At 70.1% G+C, this 21,727-nt stretch carries 17 protein-coding genes, 2 pseudogenes and 1 riboswitch; of the genes and pseudogenes, 7 read left to right on the top strand and 12 right to left on the bottom strand.

Annotated elements, in window-relative coordinates; translation table 11 throughout:
* Nucleotides 1-74: 74 nt before the first annotated feature.
* Complete coding sequence (locus CG747_RS34795) at nucleotides 75-983, bottom strand: LysR family transcriptional regulator (protein WP_100605873.1); 909 nt, start codon at nucleotides 981-983, stop codon at nucleotides 75-77.
* A gap of 183 nt (nucleotides 984-1,166) precedes the next feature.
* Between CG747_RS34795 and CG747_RS34790 the strand changes: the two genes are divergently transcribed.
* The 3 genes and pseudogenes from CG747_RS34790 to CG747_RS34780 all read left to right on the top strand — a co-directional run.
* On the top strand, nucleotides 1,167-2,048 hold the full coding sequence (locus CG747_RS34790; RefSeq protein ID WP_180985824.1) for an SDR family oxidoreductase: 882 nt from the start codon (nucleotides 1,167-1,169) through the stop codon (nucleotides 2,046-2,048).
* Between the two features lie 300 nt (nucleotides 2,049-2,348).
* A complete protein-coding gene (lpdA, locus tag CG747_RS34785; protein ID WP_100605871.1) occupies nucleotides 2,349-3,749 on the top strand; it encodes a dihydrolipoyl dehydrogenase in 1,401 nt (466 codons plus the stop codon).
* A 63-nt stretch (nucleotides 3,750-3,812) separates the two neighbouring features.
* Nucleotides 3,813-3,980, top strand: a pseudogene (locus CG747_RS34780) (transposase); the annotation flags it as partial.
* 98 nt (nucleotides 3,981-4,078) lie between these two features.
* Here CG747_RS34780 and CG747_RS34775 read toward each other — a convergent pair.
* The 5 genes from CG747_RS34775 to CG747_RS34755 form a co-directional block, all read right to left on the bottom strand.
* Nucleotides 4,079-5,083, bottom strand: coding sequence for a MerR family transcriptional regulator (locus CG747_RS34775; RefSeq protein WP_100605870.1), 1,005 nt, complete (start codon nucleotides 5,081-5,083; stop codon nucleotides 4,079-4,081).
* 5 nt (nucleotides 5,084-5,088) lie between these two features.
* Nucleotides 5,089-5,760: a HEAT repeat domain-containing protein gene (locus tag CG747_RS34770; RefSeq protein WP_100605869.1), complete on the bottom strand. Its 672-nt coding sequence runs from the start codon at nucleotides 5,758-5,760 to the stop codon at nucleotides 5,089-5,091.
* 298 nt (nucleotides 5,761-6,058) lie between these two features.
* Nucleotides 6,059-6,334, bottom strand: coding sequence for a hypothetical protein (locus tag CG747_RS34765; RefSeq protein WP_100605868.1), 276 nt, complete (start codon nucleotides 6,332-6,334; stop codon nucleotides 6,059-6,061).
* A 130-nt stretch (nucleotides 6,335-6,464) separates the two neighbouring features.
* On the bottom strand, nucleotides 6,465-6,806 hold the full coding sequence (locus tag CG747_RS34760) for a hypothetical protein (RefSeq protein ID WP_257980941.1): 342 nt from the start codon (nucleotides 6,804-6,806) through the stop codon (nucleotides 6,465-6,467).
* Between the two features lie 76 nt (nucleotides 6,807-6,882).
* On the bottom strand, nucleotides 6,883-8,535 hold the full coding sequence (locus tag CG747_RS34755) for an NRAMP family divalent metal transporter (RefSeq protein WP_100605867.1): 1,653 nt from the start codon (nucleotides 8,533-8,535) through the stop codon (nucleotides 6,883-6,885).
* A gap of 298 nt (nucleotides 8,536-8,833) precedes the next feature.
* Nucleotides 8,834-9,007, bottom strand: a riboswitch (M-box (ykoK) riboswitch).
* Between the two features lie 579 nt (nucleotides 9,008-9,586).
* Here CG747_RS34755 and CG747_RS34750 point away from each other — a divergent pair.
* Together CG747_RS34750 and CG747_RS34745 are read left to right on the top strand one after the other, a co-directional pair.
* Nucleotides 9,587-11,344, top strand: a complete 1,758-nt coding sequence (locus CG747_RS34750) for an ABC transporter permease subunit (RefSeq protein WP_100605866.1) — start codon at nucleotides 9,587-9,589, stop codon at nucleotides 11,342-11,344.
* A gap of 28 nt (nucleotides 11,345-11,372) precedes the next feature.
* Complete coding sequence (locus CG747_RS34745) at nucleotides 11,373-12,758, top strand: nitrate/sulfonate/bicarbonate ABC transporter ATP-binding protein (protein ID WP_100605865.1); 1,386 nt, start codon at nucleotides 11,373-11,375, stop codon at nucleotides 12,756-12,758.
* Between the two features lie 16 nt (nucleotides 12,759-12,774).
* On the opposite strand, the gene CG747_RS34740 is transcribed toward CG747_RS34745, so the two are convergent.
* Entirely contained in the window at nucleotides 12,775-13,197 is a 423-nt protein-coding gene (locus CG747_RS34740) for a metalloregulator ArsR/SmtB family transcription factor (protein ID WP_100605864.1), read from the bottom strand.
* 179 nt (nucleotides 13,198-13,376) lie between these two features.
* On the bottom strand, nucleotides 13,377-14,087 hold the full coding sequence (locus CG747_RS34735; RefSeq protein ID WP_257980940.1) for a lytic transglycosylase domain-containing protein: 711 nt from the start codon (nucleotides 14,085-14,087) through the stop codon (nucleotides 13,377-13,379).
* A 346-nt stretch (nucleotides 14,088-14,433) separates the two neighbouring features.
* Here CG747_RS34735 and CG747_RS51090 point away from each other — a divergent pair, with 346 nt between their 5' ends.
* Nucleotides 14,434-14,904, top strand: coding sequence for a transposase (locus CG747_RS51090; RefSeq protein ID WP_374701857.1), 471 nt, complete (start codon nucleotides 14,434-14,436; stop codon nucleotides 14,902-14,904).
* On the opposite strand, the gene CG747_RS34720 is transcribed toward CG747_RS51090, so the two are convergent.
* From CG747_RS34720 to CG747_RS34710, 3 genes are all read right to left on the bottom strand, one after another.
* Entirely contained in the window at nucleotides 14,819-15,844 is a 1,026-nt protein-coding gene (locus tag CG747_RS34720; protein WP_100605863.1) for a proline racemase family protein, read from the bottom strand. The two genes, CG747_RS51090 and CG747_RS34720, sit on opposite strands and share 86 nt — an antisense overlap.
* A gap of 182 nt (nucleotides 15,845-16,026) precedes the next feature.
* Nucleotides 16,027-19,557 (bottom strand): carboxylic acid reductase, encoded by a 3,531-nt coding sequence (gene car / locus CG747_RS34715; protein ID WP_100605862.1) that lies wholly within the window; start codon nucleotides 19,555-19,557, stop codon nucleotides 16,027-16,029.
* A 50-nt stretch (nucleotides 19,558-19,607) separates the two neighbouring features.
* Nucleotides 19,608-20,294 carry a FadR/GntR family transcriptional regulator gene (locus CG747_RS34710; protein WP_100605861.1) on the bottom strand — a complete coding sequence of 229 codons (687 nt, stop codon included), beginning with the start codon at nucleotides 20,292-20,294 and terminating at the stop codon, nucleotides 19,608-19,610.
* A gap of 250 nt (nucleotides 20,295-20,544) precedes the next feature.
* Here CG747_RS34710 and CG747_RS50795 point away from each other — a divergent pair.
* A pseudogene (locus tag CG747_RS50795) lies at nucleotides 20,545-20,683 on the top strand (IS630 family transposase); the annotation flags it as partial.
* Nucleotides 20,684-20,686: 3 nt separating this feature from the next.
* Here CG747_RS50795 and CG747_RS34705 read toward each other — a convergent pair.
* Nucleotides 20,687-21,556 (bottom strand): acyl-CoA thioester hydrolase/BAAT C-terminal domain-containing protein, encoded by an 870-nt coding sequence (locus CG747_RS34705; protein WP_100605860.1) that lies wholly within the window; start codon nucleotides 21,554-21,556, stop codon nucleotides 20,687-20,689.
* Nucleotides 21,557-21,727: the final 171 nt, after the last annotated feature.

Here is a 21,727-nt window from a genome sequence, read left to right as displayed (position 1 = left end):
CCGCAAACGGCAACGGGCCAGGGCCCGGCGACTGCGGTCGCCGGGCCCTGCGCCGTATCCGGCACCCGAGGGCATTACCCGGTGGTGGGCCGGTCCTCCGCCTCGTAGAGGTCGGTGCAGACGTCCAGTAGGTGCGTGGTGGCCGGATGCCGGTGATCGGTGCGCCAGACGGCCTCGATGGTGAGCGAAGGGCCCGGCGGTGTGAGCGGCACCAGGGTGATGTCGCGGGGGAGCTGACGGGCCAGCGACGCCACCACGAGGTTGATGCCGCGGCCGGCGGCTATCCCGGCCCAGGCATTGGTGCCGGACGCGGTGCCGTCGAGGACCGGCTCGAAGCCCGCACCCTGGCAGGCGTCGAGCACCGCGTCGTAGTAGCCGGGGGACATGTCGCGCGGCCAGAGCTGGAAGGTCTCCCCGCGCAGCCGGCCGAGGGAAACCGTCCGGGCGCCGGCCAGCGGATGGCCGTCGCACACCGCGACCCGCAGCGGCTCCCGCCGGACCGCGCGGCGGGTCAGCCCCTTCGGCTGGCTCGTGGCCGGGACCAGCGCGATATCGCAGCGGTCGTCCCGCAGCGCGCGGCAGGCGTCGCCGGCGAAGATCTCCCGGGTCTCCAGCTTCAGCCCCGGATGCTGCCGGGTCAGCCGGTCCGTCAGCTCGGGCAGTGTCTCGTACGCCGCGCTGAGCGAGTACGCCAGCCGCAGCCGGCCCGCCTCCCCGGCGGCCACCGCCCGCACGTGCCGGGTGGCGCGCGTCGAGGCGGCCAACAGCCGCTTGCAGTCGGCCAGATACGCACTACCCGCCAAGGTGAGGTCCACCCGCCGCGAGGACCGGGCCAGCAGCTGCACGCCGAGGATCTCCTCCAACGCCTTGACCTGCTGGCTGAGGGCCTGCTGTGCGACGTAGAGGTCCTGGGCGGCGCGCGTGAAGCTGCGGTGCTCGGCCACCGCGACGAACGCCCGCAGATGGCGCAACTCGGGTTCCATGCGACCGGATCCTATGGCGCCGGCCCGGGGAACCGGCAGTTCGGCGACAAGTGGCGCTGGTGGATCGACAACAACACGCGCTTGTTGATCAAAAACCTCGCCGCACGCCCAGACCGCATCCGATACTTGGCCGAAAACAGGCCACCACTCGGCCTGAACACCTCAACCACCTCAGGGGACTTGATGATTCTCGTGACGGGTGCGACCGGCACCGTCGGCCGACCGCTGGTGAGCGCGCTCCGGCACCGCGGCATACCGGTCCGCGCACTGGTGCGGAACCCCCGGAACCTGCCCGCCGAATGGGACGCCGGCGTGGAACCGGTCACCGCCGACCTGGGCGACCCCGCGTCGCTGACCCCGGCCCTCACCGGCGTGGACGCGGTCTACCTGCTGACCCCCGTCCACCCGGACGCCGAACAGCAGCAGCGCAACGTCATCGACGCCGCCGTACGGACCGGCCGCCCCAGGGTGGTCCTCCACGCGGCCGTCGGCCTCGGACGCCCCGACGTCACCCCGGTCCGGTTCTTCGCCGCGCACGCCGCCGGCCTCGACCAGCTCAACGCCACCGGCCTCGACTGGACCGCACTCGCCCCCAACGGCTTCTGGCAGAACTACCTGGGCATGGCGGAATCCCTGCGGTCCGGGACCCTGGCCCTCCCCGCCGGCGACACCGCAGTCTCCTACGTGGACGCCCGCGACGTCGCCGAGACCGCCGCCGCGGTGCTCACCGGCGACGGCAACGCCAAGACCGTCCTGGAGGTGACCGGGCCCGAGGCGCTCACCCACGCCCGGATCGCCGCCCGGATCGGCGCCGCACTCGGACACGACGTCGCCTACCGCGACCTGACCCCCGACCAGGCCCGCGCCGGGATGCTCGCCGCAGGCATGCCCGCATGGCAGGTCGACGGCCTGGTCGAGCTGTACGGCATGTACGCGGCAGGCGAGGCCGCGACCGTCGCCGACACCGTCCCGCGCCTGCTGGGCCGACCGGCCCGCTCCCTGGACGACTTCCTCCGCGACCACGCCGCAGCCCTCCGCGCGGCGCCGGCGGACGACCGCGGATGACCCGCACCGTCGAGTACGGCTGACCTGCTGCGCGCCCGGCACACCACGGTGGCCTCCCGGCCGCGGGGGCCGAGCCGGCCGCCAACTACCGCACCGCCCGAGGGGTCGGGGCGGCCCGGCCCCGCGGATGCGGTCCGCGACCGCTCGCACCCTTCCCGTGGAGCACCGGGCCGCCCCCCACCTGGACCGCGACGCGCTGCGGCCTCGACCACCCCCGCTTAGGCTGCCGAGCATGAGCGAGCGAATCACGGGACGGTGCACGCCCGGCGCCTCCGGGGGCGAACGACGCGGGCGCACGGTATGAGCACGCACTTCGACGTGGTGGTCCTGGGCGCCGGCCCGGGAGGGTACGTCGCGGCCATCCGGGCCGCCCAGCTCGGCCTGCGCACGGCCATCGTCGAGGCCAAGTACTGGGGCGGCGTCTGCCTGAACATCGGCTGCGTCCCCTCGAAGGCCCTGCTCCGCAACGCCGAGATCGCCCACATCGTGGGCCGGGAGGCGAAGACCTTCGGGATGCACGTCGACGGGCAGGTCACCTTCGACTACCGGGAGGCGTACCTGCGCAGCCGCAAGGTGGCCGACGGCCGCGCCAAGGGCGTGCACTTCCTGATGAAGAAGAACAAGATCGAGCAGTTCGAGGGCGTCGGAGCCTTCATCGACCCGCACACCCTCCACGTCACCCTGGGCGACGGCCGGACCGAGACCCTCTCCTTCGGCCAAGCGATCATCGCCACCGGCTCGGTCACCCGCCTGCTGCCCGGCACCTCACTCAGCCGCCGGGTGGTGACCTACGAAGAGCAGATCCTCTCCGACGAACTGCCGCGCAGCATCGTCATCGCCGGGGCGGGCGCCATCGGCGTCGAGTTCGCCTACGTCCTCCACAACTACGGCGTCGAAGTCACCCTCGTGGAGTTCCTGGACCGCGTCGTACCGCTGGAGGACGTCGAGGTCTCCGCCGAACTCGCCCGCCGCTACCGCAAGTTGGGCATCAACGTACTGCCCTCCACCCGCGTCGAGGGGATCGACGACTCCGGGGAGCGGGTGCGCGTCACGGTCACCACCGGCGGCCAACGCCAGACCCTGGAGACCGACCAGGTCCTCCAGGCCATCGGCTTCCAGCCGCGGACCACCGGCTTCGGACTGGAGAACACCGGCGTCAGACTGACCGAGCGCGGCGCCATCGACATCGACGGCCGGTGCCGGACGAGCGTGCCGCACATCTTCGCCATCGGCGACGTCACCGCCAAACTGATGCTGGCGCACGCCGCCGAGGCGATGGGCATCGTGGCCGCGGAGACCATCGCAGGCGCGGAGACCATGGAACTCGACTACGTGATGATCCCGCGGGTGACGTTCTGCCAGCCGCAGATCGCCAGCTTCGGCTGGACCGAGGCACAGGCCCGCGACCAGGGCTACGACGTCCGGGTGGCCAAGTTCCCGTTCACCGCCAACGCCAAGGCCCACGGCATCGGCGACACCGCGGGCTTCGCCAAGATCATCAGCGATGCCCGGCACGGGGAGATCATCGGCGCCCACCTCATCGGCCCCGAAGCGACCGAACTCCTCCCGGAACTGACCCTCGCACAGAAATGGGACCTCACCGTCCACGAGGTGGCCCGCAACGTCCACGGCCACCCCACCCTCGGCGAGGCGATCCAGGAAGCGGTCCACGGCCTCGCGGGCCACATGATCAACATGTAGCGGGCAGCACCTCCGTCATCACACTGACCAGCGCAAAGCTGGTTCGCGGGAGGCGCGGAGAGAGCCCGTGGGACTTCTCTGGGCCGGTGGGGGGTAGAGAGAACCTTTGCGTGGCTGCACCAGTTCAAGCGCCTGCGCATCCGCTACGAGATACGCGCAGACCTCCATCGGGGACTCCGCCAACTCGCCTGCGCCATCATCTGCTTGAGGCGGCTACCCACCGCATTCTGAAACGATCAGTGAGTCCGCTGGCCCTTTCGGGGGACGGCGACAGGGCCGGGACCCCTCCGTCCCGCGGGCCTCGTGCGGGGCGGAGGGGGAGAGATCCATCACCGTGCGTCGCGGAGCTGAAGAAGGTATGCGGCAGTCAGCGCAACAGTCCGGTCCTCGTCATGCGACAGCTCCACGAGGGCACATGACGCCGTCGTCCCCGGAATGCCCGCCAGTGCTTGGGTCAGCCGTCCGCGTGCAGGCGTTTCAGTGGCGTCGTGGGCGAGGCGGTCGACGAGCCTGGTCGCGATCTGATCGGTCGTCGCGGTGTCGTTCGCCAGCTTGCTCAGTGCGTCGGCGGCATCGGTGTCGTTCCTTCCCGCCACGATCATGTCGATGAGCGTCGGGACCGCTTCGGCCACTCCACGTGTCCCGAGCGCCAGAGCCGCATACCCGCGGACCCCGACGTCGGGGTCCATGAGAGCGTCCCGCAGGTGCGCAGTTGCCTCACCACCGGGCATCTCGGCGAGGGACTGGACGGCGCGTCTCCGCACCGCGGCCACCGGTGAGCCGAGGCCCTTCGCCAGCAGTGCCGGGCCGCCGTCGCCCGACTGCGCCAGCGCCCATCGAAGGGCGCCGGCGACGTTCGGCTCCGTCTCGCTCAGTGCCGCCTCGACCAGGGCCTCCACCGGCACCGCAACTCCGTCGGCCGAGGAGAGGGCCGCGCGCTGGCGGGTGTCGGCGCTCTGAGACCCCAGTGCCTGGAGGAGCGCAACGACCTGGAGGACGTCCTCCCAGCCGGTGGGGTCCGCGGCGTCGATCCGGCGCAGCCGCGTGAGCAGCTCGTTCTCGGCCGCGATGCGGTCGCGTGTCTGACGGATGAGGTCGCCGACGAGTGCCGAGGGCGTGAAACCGGGATCGTCGAGCGCGCGCCCGATCTCGCGCAGCGACAGACCCAGCGACCGCAGGCTCTCGATGTGGAAGATCCGCCGGATGTCCTTCGCGGAGTACTCCCGATAACCGGAGTCCGTACGGCCCGATGGCCGCACCAGACCGAGCGATTCGTAATGCCGGAGCATGCGGGCACTGACCCCGGACCGTCTCGCCACCTCACCGATCAGCACAGTTCTTATTGTCCGTCCTGAGGGGCCCTGGCGAGGGCCACGATGCGCTTGGCCTCCTCGATCGCCAATTCGAATCCGGCGTTCGCGTCGCGCAGCAGCCGTTGTGTGGCGAGCGCGTGCGCACGCACGCCCGGGTCATCAGCCGTCGTCGCGGCGTGCAGAACCGGCACGATCACTTCACCCAGCGCGACCAGCGCCTGGCTGAGACTCAGCTGTGTTTCCCGCTCACCGCGCCCGAGCTGCGTTGCCAGCGCCGTGGCCAGGGGGGACTCCTGACCTTCCGGCACGAGTGCGACCGCGGCCCGCCAGGCGCTCCGCGCCACCTCGTTGTCGGCGTCGGACAACAGTGCCCGTGTGATCGCCGGCCACGCCTGCCGGTCCCCGATCTTGGACAGTGTGTGCAGCGCCTGGCTCCGTGCCTGCGCACGCCCCGAGCGGACTTCACGGACCAGTCGGGGGAGCGTCAGGGACACCGGGTGGCGGACGAGGGCCCAGGTCAGCATGTCGCGGACGAAGAACTCCGGCTCGATCGCGCATCGCTCGATGAGCTTGTCGACGAAGCGCGGGTCAGGCGCCGTACCGACCGCCAGAGCAGCCTGCAGTCGCACGGACGAACTGCTGTCCTCCAGTCCCTGGAGCGCTCGTATCGCATCCGTGTCCTGTCTCGTCATGGTCATCGGACCACCTCCTTGGGAAGCAGTGAAGACCTTGTCACCGTGTCAAGGTCAAACGGGGTCGGCTGTCGGGCGCTCGCCATGCGGCCTTGTTCATCCGGGGGTCGGTGAAGGTCCTACCAACTGGGGCCGGCACTTGTTCGGTGGGGTGTATCCGCCCGGCGACGTGGCCGAATCGGTGTCCTGGGTGTCCCGTCAGCTGATGTGCAGTCAGGCGCAGGGGATGAGGGCGCCGCTCGCGGATGCGCCAAAGCGGTCCGGCGGGAAACGCCTGCCGGACCGCTGCTTTCCGTGCGGGGAGTCAGGGAGTTATGTGCCAGTGCGCTTCGAGGCGCCGACGGCCCTGGGAGTCCGGGACGGCGTGCCAGCGGGCGTGCGGGCGGGCGGGGCGCTCCTCGGTGGTGGACTCGGGCACGTGCGCCGGGCCGGGGACCGTGTGCAGGACGGTGCTGTCGAGGGGGCTGTCGGCGATGCGGCGGGCCGCGATGGCGAGCGCGCCGAGGATGCTGCGGCCGGCGTTCCGACCGTGAATGGCGGTGGCGGTGCGGCGGATGTGGACAGCGCTGAAGACGGACATGGGGGAGTCACCTCCGTAGAGTGGCGCGGCAATCCGGGCGGACTGGCCGCGGGTGGACGAACACGTCGGCGGTGTGCGGGCTTGCGCGCCGGTCCGGACCCGATGGCCCCGTGCGGCGCACTTGGCCGTATCAGGTGCGGTCGGCCCTGGCGGCGGCCTCGGTGACGCGCTCGGCGGCGGGCAGCGGCAGGTCGGCGAAACGGGCGAGCCAGCAGGTGTCGTGGCCCTGGCGGGCGAGGACGTAGGCGAGGTGTACGCGCTGTTCGTACGTGGCGTGCGGGCCCCGGGGCCGCGGGCAGCTGCTCGGGCCGTCGAGGAGGTAGTCCCGCTCAGTGCCGTCGTGCAGGGTCAAACGGACCCGCGGGCAGATGTGGCCGGTGGCGTAAGGGCCGGCGCGGTGGCTGGTGGCGTCGCGGGGGCGTCGGAGTGGCGTGGTGGGCCGGGTGCCGGTGAGGTACGAGAGCAGGCGCATGGGCCCTCCCTCCTTCGTACGGGGCGTTGGTGGCGGCGGGCGGGGAGGTCCCGCCGCCACCTGATCGGGTGGGCGGTCAGGCGCCCATGGCGAGTTGGACGATGCGGACGATCACCAGGACCATTGCGACCAGCAGGTAGGTGCGCAGGGCGGTCAGGCCGATCTTGCGGCCGGTGGACAGGACGGGGGCCGGCAGTTGGTCCAGCGGGGGCATCCGCCAGGTTTCCTTGCCCGTGCGGTCGATCGGGCGGCCGCTGCGGCTCCAGCCCTTGCGTCGACGACGCAGTTCCGCGTAGCCGAGGGCCAGTAGGCCGGCGACGCCGCAGATCGCCATGATCTCCAGGATCGCGGCGGAGGTGAGGTCGGGGAAGAGGACGGCGGCGGTCAGGATGACGGAGAGGGTGACCAGGACGGCGACCACGAAGGAGGTGAAGGCGTTCATGGCCTTGCCGTTGACCCACGGGCCCAGTACGGCACGGTCGTTGCACAGCAGGAGCAGGAAGACCGAGGCGGAGGGCAGCAGGACGCCGGCGAGGGTCTGGACGCCTTCGGTGAGCAGGCCCAGTGGGGAGCCGGGGATGATCACGATGATCGCGGCGGTGAGGATGAGGCCGGCGAAGACGGCGTAGAAGCCCTTGGCGCCCTTGATGCCGCGGTGCAGGGAGTGCTTGAGGCCCAGGACGTCGCCGAGCGCGTAGGCGGTGGACAGTGACACCGCCGAGGCGCCGATGATCGAGGCGTCGAGCAGCGCGATGGCGAAGAGCACGCCGGCGGTCTTGCCCGCGTACGCCTCCAGGCCGTGTGCGACGCCCGCCGCGTCGTCGAACTTCCCGAAGCCGCCGGTACCGGCGAACGCGACCGCGGTGAAGCCCATCATCGCCGCCGCGCCGATGACCACGATGACGATGCCGATCCACAGGTCGGCCTTCTCGTAGCGCATGAAGCGCGGGGTGATGCGCTTGTCGATGACGTAGGACTGCTGGAAGAAGAGCTGCCAGGGCGCGACGGTGGTGCCGACGATCGCGATGATCAGCAGCATGACGTCGGAGAGTTGGGAGTGGGCCGGCAGGCCGGGGACGACGAAGTCGTGCGCCATCTGTGAGGTGGCGGGGTGGGCGATGAAGTAGATCGGGATCAGCAGCAGCGACCCCAGGCACAGCAGGACCGCGGTGCGCTCGAAGCGGCGGAAGGACCCGGTGGAGGCGGCGACGATCACCACCGCGGCGGCGACCAGCACGCTGGCGGTCTTCGGCAGTCCGAGGTAGCCGACGGCGAGGGTCACGCCTATGAACTCGGTGACGATGGTCAGCGCGTTGAGCAGGAACAGGTCGATGACCGAGAACGCGCCCCAGAACTTCCCGAACCGCTCCAGGATGAGCCGGGCGTGCCCCACCCCTGTCACGGCGCCCAGTCGGAGCACCATCTCCTGGTTGACGTAGAGGACCGGGACGAGCAGCAGCAGGGTCCACAGCAGGCGGGTGCCGTAGTTCTGGCCGGCCTGGGTGTAGGTGCCGAAGGCACCGGCGTCGTTGTCGCCGACCATCACGATCAGGCCGGGACCGATGATCGCGAGCAGGGTCTTGAGCTTCGCGGACAGGCCGTGGCGCGGGGCGGTGTCGCCTTGCTTGATGGTGCCGAGGGCACCGCGGATGTCGCCGACGTGGGCGTCGTCGAGGACGGCGGCGCGCGGTGCCGGAGCGGTCGGATTGGTGAGCGTGGTTTCGGTCATGGCAGGGCCTCCCGTTCCCCCGAGGGGGGAGGTTTTGGGCATGCGTGGGCAACCCGTTGCCCTCGGCGCGCAGGCCGACGACCCGCGGCGGCGGCAGGCCGCACGGGTACCGGGGCAGGGGCGCGAGGAGCGCGCAGAGGGCGGTTACCGCATGCCGGGACGGAGCGAGCGCAGACGGAGGTGGGGCCAACTGTGGCCCGGACTATGAGGACCGCGGTCCATGTCTCTCGCCTCCTCCCGGCCGGGGCGCGCGGGGGCGCCGTACGACTCGGCAAGGAGCGGACCGGCCTCCCGGGCCGGTTCACCCCATCTCGTCAGAGCTTTGGCACTGCACGGCGTAATCCCCTGTGGGGGAAGCCACTTGGGGTCACCCCTTGGGCCGGGGAGACCTGTCCTGACCCTGGGCGTCTCTCGACGTCGTGGGGTCAGTGGCCTGTGTCCGTTGCAGACGCCTCACCGAACGAGGTGCCTTCTTCAAACGCCTCAGAGTCTGCACCTATTTGCACATCGACGCAAGTAAGCCTGGCGCCTGGCGGTCGATGGATGCGAGGGCATCCGCCTTGCACTCGCAGGGCTTTGGCCTGCACTTCTCTGTATATGTGCGGGTATGTGTAATTCGCCCCAAGGGTGCGGCCATGTCGGCGCCGCATTTATTTGCGTATGGATGCAATAACCGGCAGACTGCTCGCGGCGCACGCCCCACCGCACTTCGGATGCGGCATCCCGCGGGCGCCGTGGAACCGCATCACGGAACGGAGGCAGCCATGGGTCAAGACCCCCTCAGTCCCCGCTGCCTCACCGGCAGCCACTGACGCGTCCGCCGCCTTCTTCCGGTGTCCACCCGGCAGCCGTGGCCACGCCCGCAGTGCCTTGCCCGTTCGCCTCGATCCCGCCGCACGAGCCGTGACAGGCCCCCGCGGCAGGCGTTCTTCCCTTGTCTGAATTTCTCCCACGCCGGGCCGGAAAACCGCCCCGCACCCGCGTCACGGATGTCCGCCACGGTCGCGGTGCGGGCGGCATCGGGGCCACAGTGTGGTCGGAGGTTGATGTGATGTCGTCGTTCCCCACCCGCCCGGAGGTCGTGCGGGCCTCCCTGCCCTCCCGGGTCGCCGGCCGGATGTCCCGGATGGGCTGGGTGGACGTGGTGGTCGCCGCCGCCGTGCTGGTCCTGCTGTACGCCACCTTGCGGGTGGGCCAGGGCACCACGGTCCGCTTCGCCACCGGCCAGAACGTCCACGTCGACACCGACCCCGGCCAACTGCCCTACGACGCCGCACGCAGCCTGCTGCGGATGTTCGTCGCGCTCGCGGCCTCGACGGTCTTCACCTTCGTCTACGCCTACGCCGCTGCCCGCAGCCGCCGCCTGGAGCGGATCCTCATCCCGGCTCTGGACATCCTCCAGTCCGTGCCGGTGCTGGGCTTCCTCACCGTCGCGGTGACCGGGTTCATCGCCCTGTTCCCCGGCTCGATGCTGGGCCTGGAGTGCGCCTCGATCTTCGCGATCTTCACCTCACAGGCGTGGAACATGACCTTCGGCTTCTACCACTCCCTCACCTCCCTCCCACGCGAACTGGACGAACTCTCCCGCTCGTTCCGCTTCACCCACTGGATGCGCTTTTGGAAGGTGGAACTGCCGGCAGGGGCGATCGGGCTGGTCTGGAACGGCATGATGAGCTTCGGCGGCGGCTGGTTCTTCCTCGTCGCCTCCGAGGCCATCAGCGTCAACAACCGCGACTACGCCCTGCCCGGCGTCGGCTCCTACGCCGGTGCCGCCATCGCCGACGGCGACCTGGGCAAGGTGGGCTGGGCGATCGTCGCCATGGCCGTCATGGTCATCGGCGTGAACTTCCTCTTCTGGCGCCCGCTGACGGCCTGGGTGGAGAAGTTCAAGAACGAGCAGTCCGAGGCGAGCGAGGTCCAGCGCTCCTACGTCCTGGACTTCCTGCGCCGCTCCCACTGGCCCGAACTGGCCGGACGCCTGCTGCGGCCCGTGGGACGGGGACTGGCCCGAGCGGGCCGGATCTTCGGCACCGACGACCGACCGCTGCTCACCGACCGACGCCGACAGCGCACCGGAGACATCACCTTCGCCGTCGTGGCCGGCGGCATGATCCTCTGGGGCCTGATCGACCTCTTCGGTTACCTGCACGACCGCACCGGGCTCGGCGTCTTCGGCGAGCCCCTGCTGCTTGGCCTGGCGACCCTCGCCCGGGTGGTCGTGGTGGTTGTCGGGGCCACCCTGGTCTGGGTCCCCATCGGGGTCCGGATCGGCTTCTCCCCGAAACTGACGCGCATCGCCCAGCCGTTGGTCCAGATCCTGGCGAGCTTCCCGGCGAACTTCCTCTTCCCGCTCGCCGTCTGGTTCTTCCTCAAGACCGGCCTGTCCCTCGACGTCGGCGGCGTCCTGCTGATGGCACTGGGCGCCCAGTGGTACATCCTGTTCAACACCATCGCCGGTGCCATGTCCATCCCGTCCGACCTCCGCGAAGCCATGGACGACCTGGGCATCCACGGCTGGCAACGCTGGCGGCGGCTGATCCTCCCCGGCATCTTCCCCTCGTACGTCACCGGCGGCATCACCGCCTCGGGCGGCGCCTGGAACGCCTCGATCGTCGCCGAGATCGTCCCCTTCGGCGCCACCACCCTCACCGCCACCGGCCTGGGCGCCTACATCTCCCGCGCCACCGCCCACGGCGACTTCCCACACCTCATCGCCGGCGTCGCCGTGATGAGCCTGTACGTCGTCGGCCTCAACCGCCTCTTCTGGCGCCGTCTGTACCGCCTGGCCGAAACCCGCTACGCGGCCTGACCCGCTGCCCGACAGCTTTGGAGCCCCCATGGTCCTCAGTGCCCTCCGCAACCTCCGCACCCGCCGGACCGCCGGCACCCCGCCGACGCACCGGACCCGTCCGGCCGACGGCGCCGTCCTGCTGTCCGCCGAGGCCCTGACCAAGTCCTACGCCGGCGCCGACGGCGAACTCCCGGTCCTCTCGGGCATCGACCTCACCGTCCGCGCCGGGGAGATCGTCGCCCTGCTCGGCAAGTCCGGCTCCGGCAAATCCACCCTGCTGCGCTGCCTGGCCGGTCTCATCCCGCCCAGCAGCGGCACCGTGGCCTACCGCGGCACCCCGCTGACCGGCGCCAACCCCGGCACCGCCATGGTCTTCCAGACCTTCGCCCTGCTGCCCTGGCTCACCGTCCAGCAGAACGTCGAAATCGGCCTCGAAGCCCGCGGCGTCCCCACCGAGCAACGCGCCGAGGCCGCCCTCCAAGCCATCGACCTCATCGGCCTCGACGGCTTCGAATCCGCCTACCCCAAGGAACTCTCCGGCGGCATGCGCCAGCGCGTCGGCTTCGCCCGCGCCCTCGTCGTCGAGCCCGACGTGCTGATGATGGACGAGCCCTTCTCCGCCCTCGACGTCCTCACCGCCGAGAACCTCCGCGGCGAACTGCTGGAACTGTGGGAATCGGGCCAGTTCCCCACCCGCGCCATCGTCCTGGTCACCCACAACATCGAAGAGGCCGTCCTGATGGCCGACCGCATCGTCGTCCTCGGCTCACGCCCCGGCACCATCCGCGAAACGTTCGACGTCGCCCTCGACCGCCCCCGCGACCGCGACGCGGCCGCCTTCGAGGACCTCATCGACCGCGTCTACCGCACCATGACCGGCCGCACCAAGGAAACCCGCCTCTCCGGCCGCACCGAGGCCATGGAACGCGAAAAGCGCACCTACGCCAACACCCCGCTGCCCACCACCAGTGTCGACGCCCTCTCCGGCCTCGCCGAAATGGTCGACCACCGAGGCGGCCGCTGCGACCTCGCCGACCTCGCCGAAGAACTCGGCCTGGAGATCGACGACATCCTGCCCATCGTCGACGCCCTCGACCTTCTCGGCCTGGCCAAGATCAGCCAGGACGACCTCGTCCTCACCGAACGCGGCACCGCCTTCGCCGACGCCGACGTCCAGCAGTCCAAGGCGATCTTCGCCCCCGCGGCCCTGGAGATCCCCCTGGTCAAACTGATCACCACCAGCCTTCGGCAGAACCCGAACCGCACCCTGCGCGCCGGCTTCTTCCGCGACCTGCTCGCCCACCACTACACCAGCGAACAGATCGAACAGCAGCTGGACACCGCCACCGACTGGGGCCGCTACGCCGAGCTCTACTCCTACGACGCCGATCCCCAGGAGTACCGCCTCGACGAAGCCGGCATCCCGCTGTGAGCCGCTGCCGCGGCCGCTACTCCGCCGTCGCGGGCCGCCGGGCCCGCACCCGGCGGCCAGTCACCCGCGCCGGCTGTTCCTGCGCCACCGCGGCCATCGCCTCCTGCCCGCTCACGGGCCCGGCGCCCTCCGACGGCGCCGCCGACGCCACCAGCGACGCCTCCTCCAGCAGCCCTCGCACATGCGGGCCGGCCACCCGGTAGTAGATCCGCGTGCCCTCCCGCCGGGTGACCACCAGCCCCGCCGTGCGGAGCTTCGCCAGGTGCTGGGAGACCGCGGCCACGTGCGCGCCCACCATCTCCGCCAAGCTGCCGACCGGGAACTCCTGCCGGCTCAGCGCCCACAACAGCCGGTACCGCGTCGGATCGGCCACCGCCTTCAGCACCGCGATCGCCCGCTCGGCCCCAGCCGCATCCCACGCCTCAACTTGCGCTCCCATGCAAATACCCTATCCCTGGCACCGCCGCGCAAACGGCCCGCCGGCAGCACACTCGCCGCGGTGGACCCGGGCTGTGACCGGTGAACGGAGCTGTCCAGGACAGCTCCGAGGCCGCGATCAGACCTGCCCCACCAAGATCGTCTCGGCTCAGCTGCGACATCAAAGGGGGGTAGTGGTCGTCAGTTGCCCGGAGGGCTGGGCGAAGCGCTGATCTGCTTGGCGTAGGTCTGGGTGTACTTCGGGATCAGCGCCTCGATCCGGTTGACGTAGTTCTGCGTCTCGGGGATCTGCGGGATGCCCCGGGCCTTGAGCACTGCGCCGGGGCCCGCGTTGTACGCGGCGAGAGCGAGCTGGGTCGGGTTTCCGGGGACGCCCTTGACCTGCTTGAACAGGTGGCACATGTAGGCGCCCTGGGCCGGGATGGCGTCGGCCGGGTTCCACACGTCGGCCTTGCCGTCGCCGGTGTAGTCCTTGCCCCACTCCACCCAGGTCGACGGATGGAACTGCGCGATGCCCTGGGCCTGGCCGGAATCCGCCCGCGGATCCCAGTGGCTCTCCGCGTCGAGCTGCGCGGCGAGCATCGGAACGCTCAGCTCCGGGCAGGTCTTGGTGGCGGACTGAATGGTCGCCAGATACCGAGGGGGAATGGTGGGCAGTGCGGGCGGCCGGGTCAGCCACCAGACGACCCCGAGGGCGGCGAGTATGAGTACGGCTCCGAGGGCCAGCGCCGCCGGACCCCTTCGGCGGCCGGAGCGCCTGCCCCTTCTCCCCGCCGGAGAAGCGCGGTACACCGTGGCGGGCGACGACGCTTCCCAAGAGGGGTGCGCGGGCTGCTGATCTTGCCGCCGTACCCGGCCGCTGTCCGTCGCTCCGGCTTGCTGTTCTTGCATGTGCCCAGTCCGTCTGGTCGGTTCATCCGGCAATTGATGTGTCGATGACGTGTGGGACGCGATGGACACCGCAATAGTTGCATGATCGTGCAATCGAGCAAGGGTCTGTGAGGATTGCCACACGAGGGAACCGGCCGCGCCCGCCCACCGCGATACCGCCACCAACGCCGCAGATGCGAGGGTTCCGGTCGGGCACGTTGTGCCTGGGTTGGTTGATGCGGAGCGTGTCGCGCATCTGACTGGTCTTCTTCGCCGGCCGCTGGTAGGCAGCGACGGCGAGGTGGTCGGCCGTCTCTCCGACGTCACCGTCCGGCTGCGCGGCCGGGGCTAACCGCAGGTCACCGGGGTGGTGGCGCGCGTGGGCGGACGCGAGGTGTTCCTGCCCGCCGAGCAGATCGCCGACTTGCAGGGGCAGCGGATCACCTTGGCCGACCCCCGGGGCGACCTGCGGCACTTCGAGCGGCGAGAGGGGGAGGTCCTGCTGCGCGCCGCGCTGAGCTCTGATCGAGCCGGTCTTCACCGCCTGGCGGGCGAAGCCCCTTGCCGCAACACTGAGCCGACCGCGGCCGTGGTGGACGCGCAGAGCGTGAAGACCTCGACAAACGTCCCCGAGGCCAGCCAGGGCATCGGCGCCGGCAAGAAGACAAAAGGACGCAAGCGGCACTTGATCACCGACACTCTCGGCCTCGTCCTGGCCGTCCACGCGCGCACTCCGTCGGTCGGCGCGACCGTCACCGCAACACGAAGCCGGTGCCGAGCTCGTCCGCAGGATCGAGCTCGAAGCGTTGTTCGCTGGTGCGGTACGCCGTCCCCGTGACCTCTGGAACGACTGCGGGATAGCCGTCGCTGGTCGACTCCGCCACGATCCGGGAGTGGAAGCGGGAACCGACGATCGAGTCGTGGACGAGGGTCTGGCCCGGCCGCAGGTGACCGGTCGCCGCGAGCACGGCGACGCGTGAACAGGTACCGGAGCCGCACGGCGAGCGGTCGACCTGGCCGTCGGCGAAGACGGTGACGTTGCGCTGGTGCGGATTGCCGTCCTCGTCGGTGCCCAGGTCGTCGTACAGGATGGTGCCGTAGATGCCGCTGAGGCGGTCGTCGACGGGGTGACGGGCGTGCTCGCTGTCGTTCAGCGCCCACTTCACCTCACGCCCGATCGCGATGAGATCGCGGTAGTGCTCGGGTGTGACGGCCAGTCCGACACTGGCTGCGTTGAGGTGGGCGTAGATGGCGCCGCCGTAGCCGATGTCGACGGTGACGTCCCCGCGTGCGGTCTTGACGGTGACGTGTTCGGCAAGCCGGTAGCTGGGGACATTGACGAAGTCGACGCCGGTGATCCGCTCGCCGGCCGTGTGCACGCGCAGGGTGACCCGGCCCGAGGGGACGTCGATGACGACCGTGGTGGAGCCGGAGGGGTCGGGGGCGACGCGGCCGGTCTGCACGGCCCAGACGGCGAGCGCGATGGAGCCGTGGCCGCAGGCCGTCGAAAAGCCGTCCTTGTGCCAGAACAGCACGCCGAAGTCGGCGCCTTCGTCGTCGGGCGGGGTGATGAAGCCGCCGTACATGTCGGCGTGCCCGCGAGGCTCGAAGCACAGCAGCTTGCGCAGGTTGTCCACCTTGGGGTCGCTGATGGCGAACATGCGGCGTTCGGCGACGACGGCCCCTTCGATAGCGACTGGCGGTTCGGGGACGATCCGGAACGGTTCGCCGCCGGTGTGGTAGTCGACGGTGCTGATCGCCTGGAACTGGCCCGCCATGGCTGCTCCTTGTGTCGGTGGGGGTTCGGGAAGGTCCGGAAGTGAGGGGTTCCCGGCGCGGGGCGCCTCTATGCCCTTCGCCAAACGATGCGAGGCCCGCGCGGCGTTCGAAGACCCCTTGAGCGTCCTGGGTGGGGCGTGCCCGAGGTGGTGTTCCGTGCGGTGATCGTCCGCGTGGTCGGTCACAGCAGGTGCTGTGACCGGAGGTCCGCCACGTACTTGGTGATCAGGTCCTGGGACAGATGCGGGATGTCGTTCTCCTTGTTGAGGGCGGCTGCCCGCACTGCCGCGCGGAATTGCTCCGCCGGCAGGGCGGACCCGGGCAGAGGCTCCGCCGGCCTCGCGAAGGCGTGCAGCAGGGGGAGCAGCGAATGCTGCCTCTGGCGGTCGGGCAGCGCGCGCAGGGTGGTCTCGAAGCGGTCGAGCCACTCGTCGTAATCGTGAATGCGTGCCAGGGGGTGTCCGGCCGCCACCAGCCAGTCGACGAAGGTGTCGAGCGAAACTCCGTCCTCGTGGGGGTTGACGACGTTGAAGGTCCGGTACCCCTCCCGTGTGTCGTCGCCCAGCGCGGTGACGGCCTGCGCGGTGAAGTCCACGGGGAGTCCGTCGTAGTGCCCGTTGCCGTCACCGGCGCCCGGGGCGTAGAAGCTGCCGGGGGCGATTCCTGTCGCCAGCAGGCTCAGCAAGAGGCGGGTGAACACGTCCGGGATGTTCAGCTGTCCCCGGTAGCGCGGATGCGCGAGGATCAGGTTGGAGCGGAACACGGCGACCGGCAGGCCGAACGTGTCGTGTGCCTCGCGCAGCAGTACCTCGCCCGCCCACTTGCTGGCCGCGTAGCCGTCGGCGTATCCGCTGTCGAGGTCGCGCGCCCGGCAGGCCGTGCGGATGTCCGCCGCCTCGTCGGCCGCGGCCTCGGACCCGAAGGCGACGGCGACCGTCGACAGGTAGGTGAACTGCTTGATCCGGGAGGTGACCGCGAGCCGGATCAGTTCGGCTGTCCCCAGCACGTTGGGGCCGAACAGCTGGTCGTAGGGCAGGACATGGTTGACCAGCGCCGCCGGGTGAACGATCAGGTCCACGGTGTCGGCCAGCCGCTGCCAGGTCTCCTTGTCGAGCCCGAAGTCGGCCTCCCCGATGTCGCCGGCGACCACCTCCAGGTGCTCGCCGGCCAGGTCGTGGTAGCGCTGGAGGAGTTCCGGGTCGCCGCTGTCGAAGGCCGCATCGAGCCGTGTCCGGGCCAGCTCGGCGGTGCTGCCACGGACCACGCACACCAGTGTGCCGCCGCGCTCCGCGACGCGCTCCAGCCATTCGAGGCACAGGAAGCGGCCCAGGTAGCCGTTGGCGCCGGTCAGCAGGATGGTGCGTGCCTTCGGCAGTGGACCGGTCGGGGTGTTGTCCCTCGCCAGGGTCTGTGTGTCGAGGAACGCGTCCAGCGTCAGGTCGCTCGCCATGAGCCGTGTCGCGCTCGGTCCGTGGACGCTGTCGGCGGTCGGTCGCCGGTGTCCCGATGCCAGGGCCTGCTCGATGTGATCAGCCACCCGCTGGAGCGTGTTGACCGGGTTGATGACGACGTCGACCGGGACGTCGACGTGGAAGATCTCCTTCAGCAGCTGGGAGAACGACAGCGCGGACAGGCTGTCGCCACCGAGTTCGAGGAAGCGTGTGCCGGGCTTCAGGTCGCCCTGCTGGTGTCCGAGAAGTGCTTGGGCGGCCCGGAGCACGGTTTCCGGTACCGGCCGGGCCGGGTCGGCCCGGCGCAGCGCCTGGAGTTCGTCGGTCTCGCGCTCGGTCAGCTCGGTGTACAGCGCTTCGAGACGCTCGCCGTAGCGCTTCGTCAGCGCAGGGCGCAGCAGCTTGCGCATTCCGGAGAGCAACCCGTTGTGCTGGCTGAAGGGCTCGCTCTCGACAACGAAGTCCCGTGGGATCTCATAGGAGTTGAGGCCCGCATCGGTGGCGAGGCGGTGCAGGGACTCGCGCAGCATCGACCTGAGGTGCCGGGGGTCCTCGCCGACGCGGTCGAGCGCCTCCTGAGTGGGCACTACGACCGCGAGGAGGTAGGCCCGGGCACTGTTGCCGTACACGAAGATCTGCCGGACCAGCGGACTGCTGGTGAAGAGGGCTTCCAGACGGGACGCGGCCACGAACTCGCCCTGGGACAGCTTGAGGACATGGGAACGGCGGTCGACGTACACCAGCTCGTCGGGACCTGTACGGGCCATGATGTCGCCCGTGCGGTAGAAACCGTCCTCGTCGAAGACCTGGGCGGTGGCATCCGGCCGTTGGAAGTAGCCGGCGACGAGTCGGTCGGACTTGATCAGCAGTTCGCCCCTGGGGTGCGGCGAGTCGGTACGGAAGTAGCCCAGTTCGGGCACGTCCGCCAGTTTGTGGTCGGTGACCGGCGGGCGCAGCACCCGGCCGTCGAGGGAGACGAGTCCGGCTTCCGTCGACCCGTAACCGTCGAGCATCCTGACGTGCAGGCAGCTCTCGACGAACGCCGTCATCTCCGCGCTCAGCGGGGCCGAGGCGTTGACCGCCCACAGCAGGCGGCCGCCCAGGACCTTCTCCCGCAGTTCCTCCTTCACGCGGTCCGCCTGCTCGGCCGCATCGCCTCCCTCCTCGTGCCGGCGGGTCAACTCACGCTGGTAGCGCTGGAAGAGCATGTCGCAGATGCGGGGCACCATGAGGAACTCAGTGGGGCGGACCAGTGAGAGATCCTCCAAGAGGGTCGATAAGTCGCTCGACGCCACGAAGTAGGCGGTGCCCCCCTTGGCGAGTGTGCCGAACAGTACGCCCCGCCCCACCATGTGGCTCAGGGGCATGTAGTTGAGCACGATGGCCGGCCGCATCTCCTGGTCCGGCACGAAGTCGACCCAGAACTGCCTGACAAGACGCTCGGTGTACATGGCGCCCTTGGGGGTGCCCGTGCTTCCCGAGGTGTAGATCAGCGTGCTGAGCGCGTCGGCCGTCGACCGCTCGGGGCTCCGGGAAACCGGCGGCAGGGTCCTTCCTCGCTCGATGACGGACGCCAGCGTGTCCAGGGTGACTCCCCGGCCTTGCGCCGTGAGTCGACCGCACGCGGAGTCCACCTTCTCCTGGTGAGCGGTGACCTCGGGGCGGTGGCCGAACACGACGATCCGCCCCAGCGTCGGCACCTGCGCCGCGACCTGGAGCGCGACTTCGAGGTGGGCGACGTCCACCGCGAGCAGGCGCGGTCCGGTCTGCGCGACGATGGGGACGAGCTCCCCCGCAGAGGCACCGGCCTGGAGAGGGACGCACACCGCGCCGGAACGGACGCACGCCAGATCGACCACGGTGTGGTCGGCGCTGGTGGGACCGAGAACCACGACGAAGTCGCCCGGGCCCACGGCGTGGTCGGGGTGATGCCGCCACTCGGAGGCCACCGCGCCGACACGTTCCCACAGTTCGCCGTAGGTGATCGTGTCGAACCGCTCCAGGAGGCGCAGCGTGGTGCGGCCCGTATCCGGGTCGGTGACCGGCTCGGTGGCGCGCTCACCCAGAGCGGGTCGGTCCGCGTACCCCTCCATCACCGTGGCGATGAGGTCGGCGAGCGGCAGTTCCGGCCGCCGGATCGCCTCGGTGACGGCGCTCAGGGGTGTGGCGTCGCAGAACTGCGGGTCTGTCGCGTACAGGTGCGCGCTGCGCTGAGCGGTACGTGCGCTGAACTCGTCAGTTGGGGGCTGCGAGCTGGGCATGAGTCTTCTCCTTAGTGGCCTTGAGGGCCCGTTCAAGTGGGGGAGGGACTTCACTCTTTCTCATGGTCGCGGGTGAGCTGGACGATCGCGGCCGCCGCGTCGCGGGCGCCGCTCTCGTCCTGGGCCTCGATCGCGTCGACGAGCCGCCTGTGCAGGCCGGCGTGCTCCTCGGCGTCGGCCGCGTCCCAGGGCAGGCCGCCCAAGGAGGAGGTGAGAGCCGTACCGAGGTAGTCGTACACCTCGACCAGCAGGTCGTTCTTGCTCGCCCTCACAACGGCCCGGTGGAACAGTGCGTCGACGCTCCCGGCCAACGACATGTCCCCACCCGCAGCGGCCGTGTCGGCGTCGGCCAGCAGCTCCCGCAGCTGGTGCAGTTGGTCCTCGTCGCGACGCAGGGCGGCGGCCCCCGAGGCGTACTCCTCAAGGACGGTGCGGAGTTCGAGGACGTTCTCCCGCTGCGCGGAACTTGCTCGCCGCACCATGACCGACTGAAGCTCACTCGACGAGCGGACGTAGGTGCCGTCCCCGATCCGAGCTTCCAGCAGACCCAGGTGCGCGAGCGCCCCGAGCGCCTCCCGCAGCGTGCTGCGCCCGACCCCGAGCTCCTCGATGAGAGCCTGCTCCGGCGGAATCCGCGTTCCCACCGGCCATCCGCCTGCCTCGATGTGCGAGCGGAGACTGTCCACGAGCTGTGCGGACAGACTCGCCGTCCTGCGCGGTGTAGTGATGCGCTTCATGGCAGCACCATATACAAACATCAGACATTTGAACATCGCATCGCGCCAAGGGCGGGACCGAACGGCCCCTGAACTGACGGTTTATGACGAGGAAGCAACTCGTGCGTCGGCTTGTGCCACGACAAGCCCCCGGAAAGCCACCTCGCCGCTCTTCGCCTGCGTGCCTCGGCGATCTGGATCAAAGACCTCACCCGAACCAGAGCCGAGAGCCGGAGTCGAGAGTCAGAGCCGAGAGCTGCGCAGGTCATCGAAGGGCGGCCGGCCGAGGACGTTCACCCTCCCGGAACGCCGGGAGATCAAGAAGCACGCCAAGTCCAAGTCGGCCGAGCGCGGCCTGCCCTTCTCGACCTGGAGCCTGGCCGAGCTGGCCGACTTCCTGGTCGCCGGCCTGATCAGCTCCCCAAGGCCACAGGCCCTGCGAGCACGCCCACGATGTCAGGCCATGCCTTCGCGCCGAGATCAGCGTCGGCCTCGGCAGTACCGCCATAGCGGAACCGGTGGGACGAGGCGGCCGGTCCTTCTCCCGGCAACCGCGGGCGATGCCCGGCGTCGGCCGTGCTGATGACCTTGGCGGTGCGTCCCGCCGAAGCGCAGCGTGACGCCAACTCCTGGGCGAACACCAACGACGGCCACATTTCATCGTCACCACCCGCCACGAGCAGAATCTCAGCGGTGGACTGCTCGATCGGGATCACGGCCTGCCTGGCCGCCTCGTCAAAGGTCTGCCGACTGCGTTCGTAGAGCGTTCGGCAGGCAGTGGGCTCCCCTTCCGCTTCCGTAGGAGCCCAGCTGTCGTCGTAGGGGACGAACGGGACAGGCTCCTCCCGCCACGTCCACGACGAGCGATAGGGGTAGGTCCTCCCGTCGGTACCGGGGCCGACGTTCGCCCAGACAACGGAGGTGGGCGACAACGCGACCACCGCGTCAACACGCGGATCGCGGATGGCGAGGAGCAGGGCGGCTTCGGCGCCCTTGGACAACCCGAGCACGCCTATCCTCTCCGCTCCCTCGGCCCGCAGCAGATCGATTGCGGTGCTGAAGGTCTCCAGTGGAATCTCGCAGATTCCCGCGGGTTGGCCTTCGCCGCCGAACCACCGGATCGACAGCGCAGTCATCCCGGTGCGCGCGAGCAGGCGGCAGCGGTCGGTTTCGATCCGACCGCTCGAACCGGCCAGCACCAGCACGCCCACCGTGCTGCCCCCGAGGGGCTCCACCATCACACCCTCGCAGTGCGCATTGATCGCGTGCTCGATGATCTCCACTGGACCCCCTCGTGGTGGATTCGTAGCGAAAATCATCCCAGGCGTGACCAGCCCGGCCTCAGCAGAGCAAGGGTTGGCTGATGCGGCACCAGTCGGCCGAGCGCTGCGCAACGGCATGGCGAAGCTTGCGCACGCCGGTGGTGCGGGGGCTGGCGTTCCCTTTGCTCTCGG

Source organism: Streptomyces sp. CB02959 (assembly GCF_002803155.1).
GTDB lineage: Bacteria > Actinomycetota > Actinomycetes > Streptomycetales > Streptomycetaceae > Streptomyces.
The sequence above is the reverse complement of the archived record's forward strand: the minus strand, read 5'-3'. Positions and strand labels throughout refer to the sequence as shown.

Excerpts from the sequence above, each read along its gene's own strand:
- CG747_RS34795 (WP_100605873.1), bottom strand. The coding sequence starts at position 983 with ATGGAACCCGAGTTGCGCCATCTGCGGGCGTTCGTCGCGGTGGCCGAG.
- CG747_RS34790 (WP_180985824.1), top strand. The coding sequence starts at position 1,167 with ATGATTCTCGTGACGGGTGCGACCGGCACCGTCGGCCGACCGCTGGTG.
- lpdA (WP_100605871.1), top strand. The coding sequence starts at position 2,349 with ATGAGCACGCACTTCGACGTGGTGGTCCTGGGCGCCGGCCCGGGAGGG.
- CG747_RS34770 (WP_100605869.1), bottom strand. The coding sequence starts at position 5,760 with ATGACCATGACGAGACAGGACACGGATGCGATACGAGCGCTCCAGGGA.
- CG747_RS34765 (WP_100605868.1), bottom strand. The coding sequence starts at position 6,334 with ATGTCCGTCTTCAGCGCTGTCCACATCCGCCGCACCGCCACCGCCATT.
- CG747_RS34760 (WP_257980941.1), bottom strand. The coding sequence starts at position 6,806 with ATGCGCCTGCTCTCGTACCTCACCGGCACCCGGCCCACCACGCCACTC.
- CG747_RS34755 (WP_100605867.1), bottom strand. The coding sequence starts at position 8,535 with ATGACCGAAACCACGCTCACCAATCCGACCGCTCCGGCACCGCGCGCC.
- CG747_RS34750 (WP_100605866.1), top strand. The coding sequence starts at position 9,587 with ATGTCGTCGTTCCCCACCCGCCCGGAGGTCGTGCGGGCCTCCCTGCCC.
- CG747_RS34745 (WP_100605865.1), top strand. The coding sequence starts at position 11,373 with ATGGTCCTCAGTGCCCTCCGCAACCTCCGCACCCGCCGGACCGCCGGC.
- CG747_RS34740 (WP_100605864.1), bottom strand. The coding sequence starts at position 13,197 with ATGGGAGCGCAAGTTGAGGCGTGGGATGCGGCTGGGGCCGAGCGGGCG.
- CG747_RS34735 (WP_257980940.1), bottom strand. The coding sequence starts at position 14,087 with ATGCAAGAACAGCAAGCCGGAGCGACGGACAGCGGCCGGGTACGGCGG.
- CG747_RS34720 (WP_100605863.1), bottom strand. The coding sequence starts at position 15,844 with ATGGCGGGCCAGTTCCAGGCGATCAGCACCGTCGACTACCACACCGGC.
- car (WP_100605862.1), bottom strand. The coding sequence starts at position 19,557 with ATGCCCAGCTCGCAGCCCCCAACTGACGAGTTCAGCGCACGTACCGCT.
- CG747_RS34710 (WP_100605861.1), bottom strand. The coding sequence starts at position 20,294 with ATGAAGCGCATCACTACACCGCGCAGGACGGCGAGTCTGTCCGCACAG.